At 57.1% G+C, this 17123-nt stretch carries 18 protein-coding genes; 1 reads left to right on the top strand and 17 read right to left on the bottom strand.

Features of this window, described 5'->3' with window-relative positions; all coding sequences use genetic code 11:
* Positions 1 to 184 precede the first annotated feature (184 nt).
* The 8 genes from rplI to A8C75_RS04660 form a co-directional block, all read right to left on the bottom strand.
* Positions 185 to 631 carry a 50S ribosomal protein L9 gene (rplI, locus tag A8C75_RS04695; protein WP_067298871.1) on the bottom strand — a complete coding sequence of 149 codons (447 nt, stop codon included), beginning with the start codon at positions 629 to 631 and terminating at the stop codon, positions 185 to 187.
* A gap of 38 nt (positions 632 to 669) precedes the next feature.
* The gene (locus tag A8C75_RS04690) at positions 670 to 1518 is read right to left on the bottom strand and encodes a hypothetical protein (protein ID WP_067378825.1); all 849 of its coding nucleotides are present in this window, start codon (positions 1516 to 1518) and stop codon (positions 670 to 672) included.
* A 15-nt stretch (positions 1519 to 1533) separates the two neighbouring features.
* Positions 1534 to 1761, bottom strand: a complete 228-nt coding sequence (gene rpsR, locus A8C75_RS04685) for a 30S ribosomal protein S18 (protein ID WP_020681675.1) — start codon at positions 1759 to 1761, stop codon at positions 1534 to 1536.
* A 32-nt stretch (positions 1762 to 1793) separates the two neighbouring features.
* Positions 1794 to 2207: a 30S ribosomal protein S6 gene (gene rpsF / locus A8C75_RS04680; RefSeq protein ID WP_067298873.1), complete on the bottom strand. Its 414-nt coding sequence runs from the start codon at positions 2205 to 2207 to the stop codon at positions 1794 to 1796.
* A gap of 211 nt (positions 2208 to 2418) precedes the next feature.
* Positions 2419 to 2829, bottom strand: a complete 411-nt coding sequence (locus A8C75_RS04675) for an OsmC family protein (RefSeq protein WP_067378821.1) — start codon at positions 2827 to 2829, stop codon at positions 2419 to 2421.
* A gap of 21 nt (positions 2830 to 2850) precedes the next feature.
* On the bottom strand, positions 2851 to 3663 hold the full coding sequence (trpC, locus tag A8C75_RS04670; protein WP_067378818.1) for an indole-3-glycerol phosphate synthase TrpC: 813 nt from the start codon (positions 3661 to 3663) through the stop codon (positions 2851 to 2853).
* Positions 3660 to 4703, bottom strand: coding sequence for an anthranilate phosphoribosyltransferase (gene trpD / locus A8C75_RS04665; protein ID WP_067378814.1), 1044 nt, complete (start codon positions 4701 to 4703; stop codon positions 3660 to 3662). Before trpD ends, trpC begins: the two co-directional genes overlap by 4 nt.
* Positions 4704 to 4854: 151 nt before the next feature.
* Positions 4855 to 5451 carry an aminodeoxychorismate/anthranilate synthase component II gene (locus tag A8C75_RS04660; RefSeq protein ID WP_067378811.1) on the bottom strand — a complete coding sequence of 199 codons (597 nt, stop codon included), beginning with the start codon at positions 5449 to 5451 and terminating at the stop codon, positions 4855 to 4857.
* Positions 5452 to 5661: 210 nt separating this feature from the next.
* Here A8C75_RS04660 and A8C75_RS04655 point away from each other — a divergent pair, with 210 nt between their 5' ends.
* Positions 5662 to 6762 (top strand): zinc-binding metallopeptidase family protein, encoded by a 1101-nt coding sequence (locus A8C75_RS04655; protein WP_067378808.1) that lies wholly within the window; start codon positions 5662 to 5664, stop codon positions 6760 to 6762.
* A 118-nt stretch (positions 6763 to 6880) separates the two neighbouring features.
* On the opposite strand, the gene A8C75_RS04650 is transcribed toward A8C75_RS04655, so the two are convergent.
* The 9 genes from A8C75_RS04650 to A8C75_RS04605 form a co-directional block, all read right to left on the bottom strand.
* Positions 6881 to 7294, bottom strand: a complete 414-nt coding sequence (locus tag A8C75_RS04650) for a DCC1-like thiol-disulfide oxidoreductase family protein (RefSeq protein WP_067378806.1) — start codon at positions 7292 to 7294, stop codon at positions 6881 to 6883.
* 19 nt (positions 7295 to 7313) lie between these two features.
* Positions 7314 to 8054, bottom strand: a complete 741-nt coding sequence (locus A8C75_RS04645) for a calcium-binding protein (RefSeq protein ID WP_157890224.1) — start codon at positions 8052 to 8054, stop codon at positions 7314 to 7316.
* A 261-nt stretch (positions 8055 to 8315) separates the two neighbouring features.
* A complete protein-coding gene (locus A8C75_RS23555; protein WP_157890223.1) occupies positions 8316 to 8741 on the bottom strand; it encodes a hypothetical protein in 426 nt (141 codons plus the stop codon).
* Between the two features lie 200 nt (positions 8742 to 8941).
* Positions 8942 to 9976, bottom strand: a complete 1035-nt coding sequence (locus A8C75_RS04635) for an IS630 family transposase (RefSeq protein ID WP_067378797.1) — start codon at positions 9974 to 9976, stop codon at positions 8942 to 8944.
* Positions 9977 to 10154: 178 nt separating this feature from the next.
* Positions 10155 to 10604, bottom strand: coding sequence for a hypothetical protein (locus A8C75_RS04630; protein ID WP_067378794.1), 450 nt, complete (start codon positions 10602 to 10604; stop codon positions 10155 to 10157).
* Positions 10605 to 11520: 916 nt separating this feature from the next.
* The gene (locus A8C75_RS04620; protein ID WP_084783764.1) at positions 11521 to 14676 is read right to left on the bottom strand and encodes an NAD-glutamate dehydrogenase domain-containing protein; all 3156 of its coding nucleotides are present in this window, start codon (positions 14674 to 14676) and stop codon (positions 11521 to 11523) included.
* Positions 14677 to 14737: 61 nt separating this feature from the next.
* Complete coding sequence (locus tag A8C75_RS04615; RefSeq protein ID WP_067378785.1) at positions 14738 to 15658, bottom strand: 5-oxoprolinase subunit C family protein; 921 nt, start codon at positions 15656 to 15658, stop codon at positions 14738 to 14740.
* Positions 15648 to 16340, bottom strand: a complete 693-nt coding sequence (pxpB, locus tag A8C75_RS04610) for a 5-oxoprolinase subunit PxpB (RefSeq protein ID WP_067378783.1) — start codon at positions 16338 to 16340, stop codon at positions 15648 to 15650. Before pxpB ends, A8C75_RS04615 begins: the two co-directional genes overlap by 11 nt.
* On the bottom strand, positions 16337 to 17071 hold the full coding sequence (locus A8C75_RS04605) for a 5-oxoprolinase subunit PxpA (protein ID WP_067378780.1): 735 nt from the start codon (positions 17069 to 17071) through the stop codon (positions 16337 to 16339). The genes pxpB and A8C75_RS04605 overlap by 4 nt, the downstream gene beginning before the upstream one ends.
* Positions 17072 to 17123 lie beyond the last annotated feature (52 nt).

Raw genomic sequence — 17123 nt, 5'->3', positions numbered from 1 at the left:
TGGTGCCAGGCATCACCAATGCGCCGCTCCTGCGCATGAGCGCCAGGGAAGGCGTGAATGCCGTTTTTGCAGGAGCAAAAAACGCCCCATGCGCCCGCGGCATACCGTACATCCTGTACATAAAAAAAGGCACTGCGCAGTATTCTACGCAGTGCCTTTTCAGCAAACAAATTGTCAGACGAAATTATTCGCCAACAACGTTCAGCTTGATTGTCGCATTCACTTCAGCGTGCAGCTGCAAGTTGATTTCGAACTCGCCAGTCGTGCGGATAGCACCTTCTGGCAGACGAACTTCACTTTTCTGAACAACAACACCGGAGCCGGAGATCGCATCAGCGATATCGCGAGTACCGATAGAACCGAACAGCTTGCCTTCGTCGCCAGCTTTGGCAACAACAGACAGTTCCAGTTCGTTCAGCTGCGCTGCACGCGCCTGAGCGTCGCTCAGCTTGGCGGCAGCAGAAGCTTCCAGTTCCGCACGACGTTCTTCGAACTTCGCGACGTTGTTTTCAGTGGCAGATACAGCCTTGCCCTGAGGAACCAGGTAGTTACGACCGAAACCGGCTTTAACGTTAACCTTGTCACCCAGGTTACCCAGCTTGCTAACTTTTTCGAGCAGAATAACTTCCATCTCGTAAACCTCTTTGTTCTGCAAATGTCATTGCAGTACTAAGTCTTGGCCGGTATGCGTCGACGGATATCGACCAGGCTGTCTATCACAGCCAGCAACACCAGCATCGTAATCAGGTAAGGACCCAGCACCACGACCGCCATGTAAAACATGAACAGCCAGGTACCCCCTACTTTCCGTTTGGCCACGCTGCCGTGAACCAGTGCCAGACCGGCAAATACCAGCGGCAAAACCAGTAATGGCAACCAGTGCACCATTACGAGACCGAACTGTGGCCCCAGGACCAGCACCGCCATGACAGCCAGTGTCAGTGACGGGCTCAGTCTGAGCCGGTGAAATTCCTCGCGGAAGCCACCGGGGTTGTACAGTACCGACTGCCACCAGCGTGCCAGCACTAGACTGGCCAGCATCATTGCTGCATGGGAGGCACTAAGGCCACCGGCAAGCAACTGATACCAGCCATCGGCACCGAGCTCGGCGCCTGGCACTGTCGCCTGCGACTGTGCCAGCAGTTCCTGCACAACCTCGACCAACTGCCCCAGAACCTCGCGCAGCATCTGCTCAAGAGCAATGCCGGCGATTACACCCACGGGTATCAGAACCGCAAGGGTGCTGCCCCAGGACACCGTCCGTCTGAGTATCACTGCAAGTACGTAAGTACCCAGGATAACCAGAGCGGGGGTCGGATCTCCGATCAGCCCCCAGGCTCCGGCCGGAAGCAAGCTCCAGGCCAGGAGTCCGGCACCCTCGCTGGTCCCTCTTCTGAGGGTGACCAGGCCGACGGCCGCTGCGCTGATCCAGTACATCATCGGCAGCATGGTGGCGATAAACACCACCAGTATCGCCTGCGAGCGGCCGCGCATTATCAGCTCAGCCAGCTTGCGCATGACGACTAACCCGGCTTACAGGTGGCTATCGGTGTACGGCAGCAGAGCGACAAAGCGCGCACGCTTGATCGCAGTCGCCAGCTGACGCTGGTAGCGCGCCTTGGTGCCGGTGATGCGGCTGGGTACGATCTTGCCTGTTTCGGTGATGTAACCTTTCAGGACTTCCAGATCTTTGTAATCGATCTCTTTAACACCTTCCGCCGTGAAACGGCAGAACTTGCGGCGACGGAAAAAACGAGCCATGGGATTTCTCCTCAATCAAATAAAAGGTGGGGTTACTCGGCAGCAGCTTCTTCAGTCGCTTCAGCCGGTTTCTCTTCCTGCCTTTCTGGCCGGGAATCTTCACGACGTGGCTTGCGCTCTTCGCGGGATTCAGCAGCTTTGATCGGAGAAACTTCAGTGATCGCTTCTTTACGACGGATGAACATGTTACGCAGAACGGCATCGTTGTAGCGGAACATGTTTTCCAGCTCGTCCAGAACTTCCTGGCTGCATTCTACGTTCATCAGAATGTAGTGTGCTTTGTGAGCATTGTTGATTGGGTAAGCCAGCTGACGGCGACCCCAGTCTTCCATGCGGTGGATCTTGCCGTCAGCACCTTCGATAACGCCGGTGTAACGCTCAACCATCGCAGGAACCTGCTCGCTCTGGTTCGGGTGAACCAGAAATACGATTTCATAATGACGCATTGGAACTCCTTTCGGTTTTACAGCCTTCGACGAGCTCTTAAACAGGGAAAACCTGTGTATGCACGCGAAAGCAAGGAGGTTAATGAAGTACAAATGGACGCGGAATTATACGCAGATCACACAGCAGATGCAATGCAGCCAGATAAAACCGAAGGCATGGCCTTCGGCTTCTCTGTTTAAGCCGTAAGCTTTAGGCTTCGGACTTTGAACCTTAAACGTCGAGCTCGATGATCTCGTAGCTGTGGCTCATTTTGACGCCGCCCTTCTCCAGCATCAGCGATACCGAGCAGTACTGCTCCGCCGACAGCTGCACCGCACGCTTGACGTGGGCTTCCTTGAGCTTGCGCCCCGTCACCACAAACTTGAGATGAATGGCGGTGAACACCGCGGGCACGGTATCGGCGCGTTCGGCGTCAATTTCCACTACACAGGCGGTGACATCCTGACGGCTCTTGCGCAGGATCGCCATGACATCGACGCTGCTGCAACTGCCAAGGCTGGCCAGCAGCAATTCCATCGGCCGCGGACCTTCTTTCAGGTCACGGTCCAGCATCACATCAAAACCGGAACCGGTAGTCGCCTTGAAACGATCATCACCCGCCCACTGAACCTTGGCACTCATTGTCATCTTCGCAGCTCCCTATCAGTCAAACAGTTCAGCCAGCTTCAGACCCGGGTCTTCGGCACGCATAAAGGTTTCGCCCACCAGAAAGCTGTGCACGCCGTGCCCACGCATCAGGGCCACATCGGCAGGCCCGGTAATGGCGCTCTCGGTCACGACGATACGATCGGCCGGCACCTGATCCAGCAGTTCGATGGTGTTGTTCAGCGACACTTCAAAGGTGTGCAGATTGCGGTTGTTGATGCCCACCAGGCGGTTGCCGAGCCCAAGAGAGCGCTCAAGCTCTGCCCGGTCATGCACCTCAACCAGCACATCCATGCCCAGCTCCAGCGCCAGGGCATTCAGATCCGCCATCTGCTGATCCTGCAGTGCCGCTACTATCAGCAGGATGCAGTCCGCCCCTATGGCCCGGGCTTCATATACCTGATAGGGATCGACGATAAAGTCCTTGCGAATCACCGGCAGACTGCAGGCGGCGCGGGCCTCCTGCAGGTAGGCTTCGCAACCCTGAAAGTAATCGAGATCCGTCAGGACCGACAGACAGCTGGCGCCGCCACGCTCATAGGAGCGGGCAATATCGGCCGGCACAAAAGGATCACGCAACAGCCCCTTGGACGGGCTGGCTTTCTTCACCTCGGCGATCACCGCCGAGCGACCGGCGGCAATGCTGCGCGCCATGCTGTCGACAAAACCGCGGGGATCGGTGGCAGAGCCCTGCTGATCGGCGATACGCAACTTGAGATCGCCGATCGATACCTTCGCAGAGCGCTCGCTGACTTCCTCGGCCTTGCGGGCCAGTATTTTCTTCAAAACCGTGGGCGTATCGTTGCTCATGCCTGCTCCTGCGCCAGTTGCTGACTGAAGGCCGCCAGCTGCTCCATTTTTTCCAGCGCCGCGCCGTTTTCCAGCTGCTCCCGCGCCAGGGTCACACCCTCGGCCAGGGTTGCCGCCACACCGGACAGGTAGATGGCCGCACCGGCATTGAGCGCAATAATATTGCCGGCCTTGCGCGCCGCGGTGTTGTTGGCGTTTTTAAAGGCATCCATGATCAGGCGCAAGGAGTCCGCCGAGCTGCTGACTTCAAGCCCGATCAGGCTCTGGCTCTCGATGCCGACATCTTCCGGCATCAGGCTGTATTCGGTTACCACGCCATCTTTCAGCTCCGCCACATGGGTATGGGTCGCCAGGCTGATTTCATCCAGCCCATCGTGGGCGTGCACCACCATCACATGCTCGCCGCCGAGCTCGCGCATGACCTCGGCCATGGGGCGACACAGGGAATCGCTGAACACGCCGATCAGCAGGCGCTTGACGCCGGCCGGGTTGGTCATGGGCCCGAGAATATTGAACAGGGTACGGATGCCGAGCTGACGCCGCGGCCCTATGGCGTACTTCATGGCACTGTGGTGACTGGGCGCGAACATGAAGCCCACGCCGACATCTTCCACACAGCGCGCCACACCGGCGGCATTGAGGGTCAGATCGACGCCACAGGCTTCCAGCAGGTCAGCGCTGCCGCTGGAGGACGACACGGCCCGGTTGCCGTGCTTGGCCACACTGGCGCCGGCGGCGGCGGTAACAAAGGCACTGGCGCTGGAAATATTGAACAGGTTGGCGCCATCGCCACCGGTGCCGACGATATCCACCAGGGGGCCTGCATTGATATGCACCGGCGTCGCGAGGTCACGCATGACCTGAGCCGCACCGGTAATTTCGTCGATGGATTCGCTCTTCATGCGCAGTGCCACCAGGAAACCCGCGATCTGGGCTTCAGTGCACTGTCCAGTCATCACCTGCTGCATGACCTCGATCATTTCACTGCGTGTCAGATCCAGATGGTCGACCACCTTGGCGATCGCTTGCTGAATGTTCATTGTCTCTCCTTAGCAGGCTGCTAAAAAAACCTGCATGGCCAATCCTGCGTTAAAAATCCGTTCAAAATCCTCATTTACACCGCGTAAACTGCGGTTTTTCACGGATGTTTGCCTTGTCTTGACTGCTTCGCCAACGTATTTCAACACCCTGCTAGGCCGCCTGTGGACGGCGACGCTTGAGAAAGTTGGCCAGCAGTTCATGTCCCTGCTGTGTCAAAATCGATTCGGGATGGAACTGCACACCTTCGATATCCAGGCTGCGGTGGCGCACGCCCATGATTTCATCGAGAGTGCCATCGTCATTCTGGGTCCAGGCCGTCACTTCCAGGCAGTCGGGCAGGGACGCCTGCTCGATCACCAGTGAATGGTAGCGGGTCACTTCCAGCGGATTGGCAAGGCCTGCAAAGACACCGCTGTCGTTGTGATACACCATGGAGGTTTTACCGTGCATCACCTGCTTGGCGCGTACAATCTTGCCGCCAAACGCCTGGCCAATACTCTGATGGCCAAGACAGATACCGAAAATGGGCAGTTTGCCGGCGAACTGCTCGATGGCCGGCACTGACACCCCCGCCTCTTTGGGCGTACAGGGGCCAGGCGATATCACCAGCTGCTCCGGGTTCATGGCGTCGATCTGCTCCAGGGTAATTTCGTCATTGCGAAACACCCGAACATCAGCGCCCAGCTCACCCAGATACTGCACGACGTTGTAGGTAAAACTGTCGTAATTGTCGATCATCAGCAGCATATAGCACCCAATCTGTTGATACGTATAAAGCCTTATTCGTCCGATCCGCGACCATGGCATTGCCTGCGAATCAAAAGCGCCATTGTGCGCCTACGCCGAACCCGACGGGAAATAATACACGACTTCGCCGGCTTTTCCTCTTGCCGACACAGGGAAAGCTATTGCGGGGACCTTGGTGCGGCTACACTGCCTGCACATCAGGAGCCTGACATGAAACTATTCACCTGCCAGCATTGCGGCCACACCCTCTACTTCGACAATTTCAGCTGCATTCGCTGCCAGCACGAACTCGGCTTCCTGCCCGATAAAATGGTGCTTTCAGCCCTAAAGACCCACGACGATCACTGGGTTGCCGTTGATGCCGAACCCAGTGAGGCCGGTTATCGCAAGTGTGTTAACTACAGCGAACACAACCTGTGCAACTGGATGATCGCGGACAGCGATCCCTGCGAGTACTGTGTGGCCTGCCGCCTGACCCAGACCATTCCGGATTTGAGTGTCGAGGGTAACAAGACCCTCTGGCACCGGCTGGAGGCGGAAAAGCGCCGCCTGGTATTCAGCCTGATGCGCCTCGGCCTGCCCCTGGAACCCAAGCCTGAACCCGATGCCGAGGGGCTGGCGTTTGCCTTTCTGGCGGATGACCTGAGCAAGGCGTTTCACGAAGACGACGAGCGTGTAATGACCGGTCATGCCGCCGGCCTGATTACGCTGAATATCGCCGAGGCCGACGATGCCATCCGCGAAGACATGCGCCAGCAGATGGCCGAGCCCTACCGCACCCTGCTGGGCCATTTTCGCCATGAGTCAGGGCACTACTACTGGGACAGACTGGTACTGGATAGCGACTGGCTGGAGCCTTTTCGAACCCTGTTTGGCGACGAGACGCAGGACTACCAGAAATCCCTGCAGCATCACTACGAGAAAGGTGCGCCCGCCGACTGGCAAAACAGCTTCGTCAGCACCTATGCCAGCAGCCATCCCTGGGAAGACTGGGCCGAGACCTGGGCTCACTACCTGCATATCGCCGACACCCTGGAAACCGCCCGCGCCTTTGGCCTGAGGGTAAAGCCCCGGGTGGAAGAAGCCGAAGACCTGAGCACAGGCGTGCCCTTCGATCCCTATCGCAGCAAGAATTTCGAGCCATTGATAGAACAGTGGTTGCCGGTCACCTACGCCCTCAACAGTCTGAATCAGAGCATGGGCCAGCCCGACCTCTACCCCTTCATCCTGGCGCCGGACGCCATAGAAAAGCTGTCCTTCGTACACCGGGTCATACTTGATCAGCGCGAGCGCAAAGTGCAGTCGGCTTAGGTTAGGGCACCTGACTCGCGTTTTATCGGAATCCGGTCAGCCGTCGGCCTGGGATTCGTGATTTGTGATTCGTGATTCGTGATTCGTGATTCGTGATTCGTGATTAGAAGATGGGCAATTAGAAACGGTCGCGGCCTGCGCGCTGCAGATTGTTGATCCGGGACTTGCCCATCAGCTTCAGCACCCCGTTACGACAGCTGCGCAGCAGCGGATAGAGCAGCGCCGAGCGGCGCTTCGAGCGGAAGATCCAGTAATTCAGGCGATTAAACGCGCCCGAGCGGCTGCTGAGCAATGCCAGCCGTTCGATGGCATCAGCACCGTAATAGAGCCGTTCACCCATTTTCAGCACCATGCCCTGGTCGATATCCAGCCCGGCTGCCGTGACCTCAGCCATCAGTATGGTCCTCTCTTCGGCAGTGTCGCGGGCATTGACCAGCCGCAGCGTCCCCACCGCCGCCCGAATACGCACCAGGCGACAGTAGTGCTCACAGAAGGGGCATTGCTTGTCGTAGATCAGCAGGAGTTCGCGCATCGACTTCCCATAAATATATTCACACCGCCACACTCAGTACTTGGTCGACTGTACCGGAATAAAAAAGTCGGGAGTAGTAGATCCCGACTTGGTAGCCCCAGTCGTAATCGCTGACCACGTCCTGGCCGTCGCCGCGGTTGAACACATAGGTGTCGCTGCCGGTCCAGCCTTCCAGCCGGTCGTTGCCTTCGCCGCCGATCAGGGCGTTACTGTTGCCGGCGGCGGTCTGGGCGTTGTAGCTGCGGTAGGTATCGGTGCGTGCCACCCGCAGCAGGTCGTCGTCGCTGCCACCGTGCAAATAGTTGGAACCGGAGTGGGATGCAGTGACAACGTCATTGCCAGTCCCGGCGAAGACCTCGTCATTACCCGCCCCCGTATTGACAATATCGTCGCCGGCGCCCGCCAGCATGAAATTGTCAGAGGCTGTTCCTGTCAATGTTTCAGCCGTCAAAGTGCCGGCAATATAACGCTCATTGTCAAATGGGGTATCACCCAGCACGCCGAGACTGGGCAACGTGTCGATGCTGGCCTGTACGAAGTCTCTGAGGCTCCAGCTCGAGCTGTTATTATCCAGCACTGTGGCCAGATCGAAGGCGTCATAGACCTTTTCACTGTCGAGGCTCAATTCGGCTGTTAGCAGCTGCTCCATCTGCGAGAAATCAAATAGCAGTTCTTCGCCTGACCACTGGACACCGATTGCATTCATATAGGGTGACAGGCGTGTCTGAGCCAGGAGGCCGCAGTAAACTGAGTTGGCCACTCGATGGGCTCCTCTGGCTCGCCCCGTCGACTCAACCGGGATATCATTGCTTGCTGGCGCGCCAGGTTGAAACCTGCGGCCAGCAACTCGTATTCCAGCCGCTGCCGGTCTGCATTAGTCTGGGAATTATCAAACTCCACCAGCACCTGGCCCTTACTGACCGGCTCCCCATCCCAGCCTATGGGCTGCTTCGGGCAAACGAATTGCATTATCGGATGCATGAAGCTTTCGAAAGTAAATGCAGTCATCTTATTTTCGTTCTTATTTTATGGAAATAAAATTGTTTATTTTCCAGTTTTCACTCTCTTTGACTAATCGTACGCTAATGCTGGCCGACTTTTTCTCAAACCTGACGACCACTGTACAATCAGAATAGTTCCTTTCTACACTTTCATGCTGAGCAATGCCTTTATATAGATCGCAATCAGGATCACCATCTATATAAGCTAGGTCTCCAAGCTCGACCTTCCCTTTCCTAACAATTTCATCTGGTTTTAGGCCAGAATGTTTATTAAGCCAAATAGATGCTCTTGCCGTTAGTCTTGATGAACTCCAAGGTTGAGCTACATCTAGCAGTGCTTCTGAAACATAATTTTCCACCTCATTTATTGCTAGCTTTGCCCTAACCAAGGCGCTGCTGGAATATAGCGCCACAACAACTCCAAGCACAACTATAATTCTTATCATAACTGAGCTATTCCTTCATTGTTCAGTCTGTAGAATGAGATAAAAGCCCTAACCTACGCACCATATAAACTTTATAAAAAAGACCTTAACGAATTTATTAATACTGACATAGCCCAGTATACAGTGATGTACAAAATCACAGAAAGGACTATTTAACCCACCACCCATTTTGATATTAACCCGGCGGATAAATACATCGATCATGCGGCATACCGAATGTGTCCTGCCCGGAAATAGGTTTTTACCCGTTCTGGCCGACGTTGCAATGTGAGCATGCACGATCGAGTGCGTTTCTTCAGGTCGTCAATCGAACGAACCGCCGGACCGCTGTGCACCATGTTCTTCAAATCGCAGTTCAAGTATTCATCCGGGTTCAGTTCAGGCGAGTACGCGGGCAAAAAGAACACTTCCAGATAGCGCTTCACGGGCTTCTTTGCGAGCCAGCGCTTCACTATCTTGGCATGGTGGACGCGCAGGTTATCCAGAATCAGAAACACTTTGCCGGGCGTAGATTCGATCAGTGCCCGAAGAAATTTGATCAGAACCTTGGCGTTCATCATCGATTCGTACAGCATGAAACGCACGGTCCCCTGGTTGGTGATCGCCGAGATCATATTCAGTGATACGCGCTTGGCCGGCAGTGGCTGCACGGGCGTTTTGCCGATCGGAGCATAGCTACGGCCATGCTGGGTTGTATTCTTGATCCCGGTTTCATCACCCCAGAAAATCTGCGCGTTCTCTGCTTTGGCGCGCGCCTTGATTTGCGGATACTCCTCTTTTAGCCAAGCATCGACCCGGGCCGGGTTCTGTTCCCAGGCTTTCTTTAGCGGCTTCTGCGGCGAGAAGCCCCAGCGCTTGAGGTAGTCTCCCAGAGTCCGAACCGGAATGTCGATCCCCCAGAATTGCTTGATTAGCTGAGCGATAGCACGCCGCGTCCAGAGCGCAAAACCCAGTTTGTACTGATCCGGCATCTGGTCTTTAACCGCCTCAATGACACGCTGCTCCTGCGCCTCGGTCAGGCGACGCGGTTTGTTCTTGGGGCCCCGTTTTTGTACTGTCAAGGCCGCCTTGCCGCCGGCTTCATAACGCTGGTACCAGCGTCCAACAGTATCGGGGTGAACATTGAGCAGCTGCCCGATTTCACGGAAAGTTTTGCCTTTCAAACGGAGTCGAATGGCTTGCTGCCTGAGAAGTTCCTGTTGCTCTGTGCTGAGCTTGCGTGCGTCGGTATTCATGCGCACATTATATCAGACCTAAATTGCCGCCGGGTTAATATAAATATGTAGATCGCCAAAATAGAAAATGCAACTTAAACAAATAAAAACACTAAAAAGATCATGTTTTTCAAACACGGCAACTCATACAGAAAGACCAATAATTAAGAAAATAATTTTCTTGATAAACAATGAAGCATCACTCATATCGAGATTCACTCTGCATAGCCGTGGTCTTTTCGTAGGCTGTATTGAAGCCTGTAACCAGCTGCACCAGCCCATATCTGATATTAACCCAATCATCCAGCAGCGGCCGTGGAAAAGTGACCAGTATCATGACCTCAGGACTGAAATTGAATCGGGTATTACAAGACGGATAGGAAGCGTAACCATCTTTCATGCAGCTGAAGTACTGTTTATCTTTACTGTTATTATTTAGTATGATGAATTCATACCCTTTATTACGACTGTCATATATTTCAAACTCACCCAAGGTATTTATTGTTTCCGGTAGAACATGGTTAATTAAATGCTCATTGATTATTTGATTTACCGCCTTGGAGCTATTATAGCTTTTGAAATAGAATAATATTTTTTTCCCTTCGCTAAGGCCTGTGGTTTTAAATATTTTCTCATTACTTTCGTTCATTGGTTCAAAATTGGGATAGAGTTAATGCAAGTTAGGCTCATATACGACCCCATCTCTGATTTTGCTATAAGACCACATGTAGTTTTTGGGTATTATAAATCGGTGATTTTCCACTTCAAATATGTAGTCTTTGCTTTTGACTGATGGCTTGTACCAGCCAGACTCCTGCCACAGATACAGTACAAAACCACCGAAAAACAAAACGGCGGCCACACCAAAGGCGATATAAAACAGAGTCTTAAAACTGCTTAGCAAGCCGTTTAGAATACGTATCAGCATATCCGTCACCAGAAAGCTGAAAAGTCAGGGCATTCACACCCTCTATCGCATAGATGAGCCGTATCCGGGACAGCCTTGGGGGCCTTCAGGCGCTCTGTATTGCGCCGATGAAATCCAGCGATGCAGTAACGGATTAACACCTTGGGACTAATGCTCCGTACAACGCCCAAGGAATTTCGCAGCACCCGGGTTTTCCCGGCAGCGCCTGTATGGTGCCTTGTCGCCAAACGAGCTTTAAACAGGGTTGGATCAGGCGGAAATTGCCGGCAACAGGCAACTGGGCGTAAATAATGAAGGCCGGAATCCCTGCCTTCCCGGCAGGACTCAGGTGTATCTGATCGCTTTGACACAGACTACATTCCTTGTAGCAACTGAAAATCCTATGGCGACCTTAAACCAAAGCCGCCCGACAACACAAGTGCCCAGGCGCAGCAGGCTGCTTCCTTCATTGGTTATGTTCAGGGCTGCTAAAGCGCAAAACAATGAGGGCCAGGACCCAAAACGCAGCATCGCAATCCGTGCTGCGCTTTGGGGCTGTAAAGAACCGACAGCGGTCGATGCTTGCTGGAGGCAGGCCCCAGCCACAAGACGCAGGCCCCAATGATTCCATTCATACGGGCACAGCTAGTCTACTGCGTCAGTCACCCAGCTGATTGACCAGACAGCTCATCATCGCCAGATGCTGACCCGTCTGGGATTTCGCTTCAGCGACGCTGCCCCGCAACTCACCAAGCGTGGCGCAGCTTTCGATCAGGTCAGCAAACTCACCCTCGCCGCCACAGGCGCCGCTGGCCTGCAGCAGCGCCAGCACCCGGCGTCGCACCGCGGCATCCAGAGTCTCGCTCAGCTGCTGTTTGCTTTTGCGCTGCCATTTGTCGAACGCAGGCAAGCTGTCCAGGGCGCGGCGCAGCCAGAACAGATCCAGAGAGTCGTTGAGGCAGAACCAGGCGCTGGCGGCCACTGGCACGTCGCATCCGGCCTGCTGGGCGATGGCGGCGATATCAAAGCCAAAATACAGCCGCTCAAGCTCGGCGACCCTGGACTCCAGCAACCCATGAGGCCCCTGGGTCGCGCCATCCATGCCAGGCATACGCCCGCGGGTGTCGTCGATAGCCCGACGGAAACGCGCCGCGATCACCGCTGTCGGCTGCGACCAGTCCGCATGTTTGAGCAGCCAGTAGGTCGCCCGCTCCACCGGATGATGCATGCGCAGCTGCAGATCCATCTGCTGCCGGTTGCTGATGCCGGCATCCAGCCCATCGATATCCCGCGCCAGATCGGCGATACCCAGGGCTTCGCGCGCCACCGCATAGGAACGAATCCAGCGGGCGCAGTCGGTTTTAACCTCTTCCAGCAACAGCAGGCAGAAGCTCGACCCCATGCGATTGATGACCTGGTTGGTCAGCTGGGCGGCGAGTATTTCCCTGCGCAGCGGGTGATGCTCAATATCGTCGCGGTAGTTGTCCCGCAACAGGGCCGGGAAATACTGCAGCAGGGATTCGGCAATGATAGGGTCGTCGATCAGGTCGGTATCGATAAGCTTTTCGAACAGCCGACTCTTGCTGTAAGCCAGCAATACCGCAATTTCGGGCCGGCTCAGGCCTTCCTGGCGGGCGATGCGCTCGGCAATTTCAGCGTCGTCCGGCAGACATTCGAGCTGGCGGTCCAGCCGGCCTTCGCGCTCCAGCAACTGGATCAGCTGCGCATGCTTGCCGATAAAGGCCGCCGCCGTCTGGCTGGACTGACTCAGCATCTTGCTCTGGGCGTAGTTGTTGCGCAGCACCAGCGCCGCCACCTCATCGGTCATGGCATCCAGCAGCTCATCCCGCGCCGGCGCCGCCATGACGCCCGCGCGCACGCGCTGATCCAGCAGAATCTTGATATTGACCTCATGATCGGAGCAGTCGACCCCGGCCGAGTTGTCGATGGCATCGGTATTGATCAGGCCGCCACGGCGGGCGAACTCGATACGGGCGCGCTGGGTCAGCCCCAGGTTGCCACCCTCCACCACCACCCGGGCACGCAGCTCGGTGGCGGCAAGGCGCAGGCCGTCATTGATGCGATCCCCCACATCGAGATCGGTCTCGTCGCTGGCGCGCACATAGGTGCCAACGCCACCGTTCCACAGCAGATCCACAGGCGCGCGCAACAGCGCTGCGATAAGCGCGTCGGGCGAGAGATACGCAATTTCATCGCTGATGCCCAGCGCCTGCTTCATGGGCAGGCTCAGGGGGATTTTCTTGCTCTGGCGGGAGAACACGCCACCACCGGGGGATATCAGGGCTGCGTCGTAGTCACTCCAGGCCGAGCCTTCGAGGCCGAACAGCCGCTGCCGTTCGGCAAAAGACGTAGCAGGATCGGGCGTCGGATCGACAAAGATATGCCGGTGGTTAAAGGCTCCCAGCAAACGGATCTGATTCGACAGCAGCATGCCGTTGCCGAACACATCACCGGACATGTCGCCGATACCCACGACACTGAACGCCTGACGCTGGGTATCCAGCCCCAGCTCGCGAAACAGCCGCCTTGTGGACTCCCAGGCTCCGCGGGCGGTAATGCCCATTTTCTTGTGGTCGTAGCCCTTGGAGCCGCCGGAAGCAAAGGCATCGCCGAGCCAGAAGTCGTACTCGGCGGCGATGCCATTGGCCAGATCGGAAAAACTCGCCGTACCCTTGTCGGCGGCCACAACCAGGTAGCTATCATCCGCGTCATAGCGCACCAGGTGCTGCGGTGGCACCACCTGGCCATCGACACGGTTGTCGGTGAGATCCAGCAGGCCGCGGATAAAGGCCGAATAGGCCAGGCGCACCTTGGCTGCACGCAGAGCCGGTTCAGTATCGGTGCCCAGCGCCTTGCAGACAAAACCGCCCTTGGCGCCGGTGGGCACGATCACGGCGTTCTTCACCATCTGCGCCTTGGCCAGCCCCAGCACTTCTGTGCGGTAGTCCTCCATGCGCTCGGACCAGCGCAGACCGCCCCGCGCCACCTTGCCACCGCGCAGGTGCACCCCTTCCACGGTGGGGCCGAAAACGAAGATTTCGAAGGCCGGCACGGGCTTGGGCATATTGCGGATGCGCCCCGGCAACAGCTTGAACGCCAGGCAACGCTGCGGGTCGGCCCAGACCGCGGGATTGAAGAAGTTGCTGCGTACCGTGGCACAGATCACATCAACGAAGGCTGTGAAGATGCGGTCGTCGTCCACCGAGGCCACGCCGTCGATCTGGGCCAGCAGCGCCCGCTGCGCGCTCTCGAGATCACCCTCACTGCCCTGGGCGGCGGGGTCGAATTTGAGATGGAAATATTCCACCATGGCGCGGGCCAACTGCGGATAACGGCACAGTGCGCCCTGCATGTAGGCCTGACTGAAGGGCAGCTTGATCTGCAGCAGATAGCGGGCCAGAGCGCGTAGCAGAATACAGCCGCGCAAATCCAGCGCGCAGAGGGTAATCAGGTTATTGAAGCCATCGTTATCCACCTCATCCGTGGATACCGCCAGCAGCGTCTGGCAGAACTGCTGCTGCATCGCCCGACTCCCTACCAGCTGCGCACCCCGGGGCTGCAGACTCAGCTCAATCACCCAGTCGCCATGCTGCTGCGTGCTGGCGGAGCTAATGACATCAACCCCCAGGTTTTCAACGATGGGCAGCAACGCCGACAGGGTCATAGGCGCCCCCTGCCCCGCAACCGCTAGCCTCAGGTTTTGCTCGCCCGGCCTGAGGACTAGGAACTGACTGCGGACGATGCGCGCAGGCGCGGGCATCTGAGATGTGCTGGCATCCATAGGTATTTTCATGCTCTGCCCCGATAGTATTCAGGCGTTAAGGACGACGTCAGGAGGTAAAGCTATTCAGACATCAAAGCCCGAAGCTGTGATTGAAGATCATGCGCTGGGCTTCGGCCTCGGACACATCCATGGGGCGAAAACGCACCCGGGCACCGGGCCCGCGCTGGGCCAGCTGGGCCGCCCCCAGGGCGCTGATACAGCCGATTTTGGGATAACCGCCGATGGTCTGGCGATCCCGTAACAGCACTATGGGCTGGCCATCACTGGGAATCTGGATGGCGCCAAAGGCGATGCCTTCCGAAATGATGCCGTTGCGCCTGGGCTGAATCGCATCGCCGCTGAGCCTATAGCCCATGCGGTCCATGTTCTGGCTCACCTTATAGCTGGCGGAAAAGAATTTCGTGCGCTGCACTATATCGAACTCATCATGCTGATAGCCCGGCATCACGCCCAGCTCCAGCGGGCTGTCGTAGTCGGGGATGGCCCAGGCGGGCACCCGGGCGTCAATCGCCGTGCGGTTTGGCTCAAAGGGCAGGATATCCCCGGCCTTGAGCTTGGCGCCGGTACCATCGCCACCGCCCAAGCCTTCGCGGCAAACGGTGGCACAACTGCCCAGGCGCGCCTCGGCCTGAAAGCCCCCCGGCACCGCCAGATAAGCCCGCAGTCCGGTAACCGGGGTCGCGAAAGTGATCTCGTCGCCTTTGCGCACCCGCCGCGTGCACCAGGGTGCCAGCGGCGCACCGTTGATACGCGCCCCCAGGTCCGCCCCCGCCAGGGCGATGCAGCTATCGGCCTGGCAACGCAGCTGCAGCAGCCCATAGGTGATTTCGAGCTGTGCAGCACCCGGCGCGTTGCCCAGCAGATGGTTCGCCCAGACAAAGGCATGCTCATCCATAGGGCCGCCGCTGGTGACCCCCAGGTGCTGATAGCCAAAGCGCCCGCCATCCTGCAACAGACTCAGAATGCCCGGATTAATAACCTCAAAGCTCATCGAACTGCCCTCCCAGACTCAGGTATTCCTGCCTCGACACCGGTTCGAAGCGCACCCGATCACCGACTTCCATCAGCGCCAGCGAACGGCTGTTCCAGTCGATCATCTGCCGCGGTGTGCGGCCGATAAGCTGCCAGCCCCCCGGCGTAACACTGGGATAGATGGCGGTCTGGTTGTCGGCAATACCGAGGCTGCCGCGGGGTACTTTCAGTCGTGGCGTGGTCTTGCGGGGCATGCACAGGCGCGGGTCTGTATTGCCCAGAAAGGCAAAGCCCGGGCTAAAGCCAATCGCATAAACGCGGTAGCTGACACTGCTGTGCAGGGCGATCACCTCATCGCTAGACAACCCCAGATGCTGACAGATCGCAGCCATATCCAGCGCCACTTCCTCGCCGTAATAGACCGGCAATACCAGCTCGCGCACCTCCAGAGGGCTATCATCGGCGAGTTCCAGCCGCTGCATCAGCACCCGCAGTCTGGACTGCATGCCCAGGTGGTCGATCCGGCGCAGATCAAAGCTCAACAGTATCGAGGTATAGGATGGCACCAGATCGATCACACACTCCGCCAGTTCGCGGCGAATGCCATCCAGCACCAGGCGCACGCGCTGGGCGATGGCATCACAGATCTCGTCACCCAGGCTGATCAGCAGAGTGTTTTCGTTAACGCTTTCCAGTTTCATCGGCCAGGTCTCAGGAACTGCAGCCGCTGCACCACCTGCAGCGCCAGCGGATTGTCGCCGTGAATGCACAGGGTGTCGGCCTGGATGGGCACCCGCACGCCATTAATGGAGGTAACACTGCCATCATTGATCATCTGCGTTACCTGCTGCTCGATCGCCTCACAGCTGTGATGCACAGCGCCTGGCACCGAGCGGGATAGCAGCCGCCCCTGGTCGTCGTAGGCGCGATCCGAAAAGGCCTCGAACCAGAGTGTCAGCCCCAGCGTTGCAGCCTGGGCCCGAAAGCGCTCGGCATCGGGCGTGGCCATGATCACCAGTGGGCACCGCGGGGCGTAATCCAGTACCGCCTGCATCACCACCGCCATGGTGGCCGGGTCTGCGATCATGCGGTTATAGAGCGCACCGTGGGGTTTTACATAATCGATACAAGCCCCGTTCACGCGGCAGATGCCGTCCAGGGCGGCAATCTGATAGACAATCAGCGCGCGCAGCTCATCCGCCGAGCACTGCAGATCGCGCCGGCCAAAGCCCAGCAGGTCGGGATAACCGGGATGGGCACCAATACTGACGCCGCTGACCAGGGCCAGCTTGACGGTTCTGTCCATGGTGAGCGGGTCCGAGGCATGGAAACCGCAGGCGATATTGGCCATATCGACAAAGGGCATTACCTGTTCGTCCATGCCCATCACCCAGCTGCCAAAACTTTCACCCATGTCACAATTGAGCTTCATTGAGTTTCTCCAGGCACAGCCTTGCCGTAGCCCCGCAAGGGTGCGCAGAACA

The organism is Marinobacterium aestuarii, assembly GCF_001651805.1.
GTDB lineage: Bacteria > Pseudomonadota > Gammaproteobacteria > Pseudomonadales > Balneatricaceae > Marinobacterium_A > Marinobacterium_A aestuarii.
The sequence above is the reverse complement of the archived record's forward strand: the minus strand, read 5'-3'. Positions and strand labels throughout refer to the sequence as shown.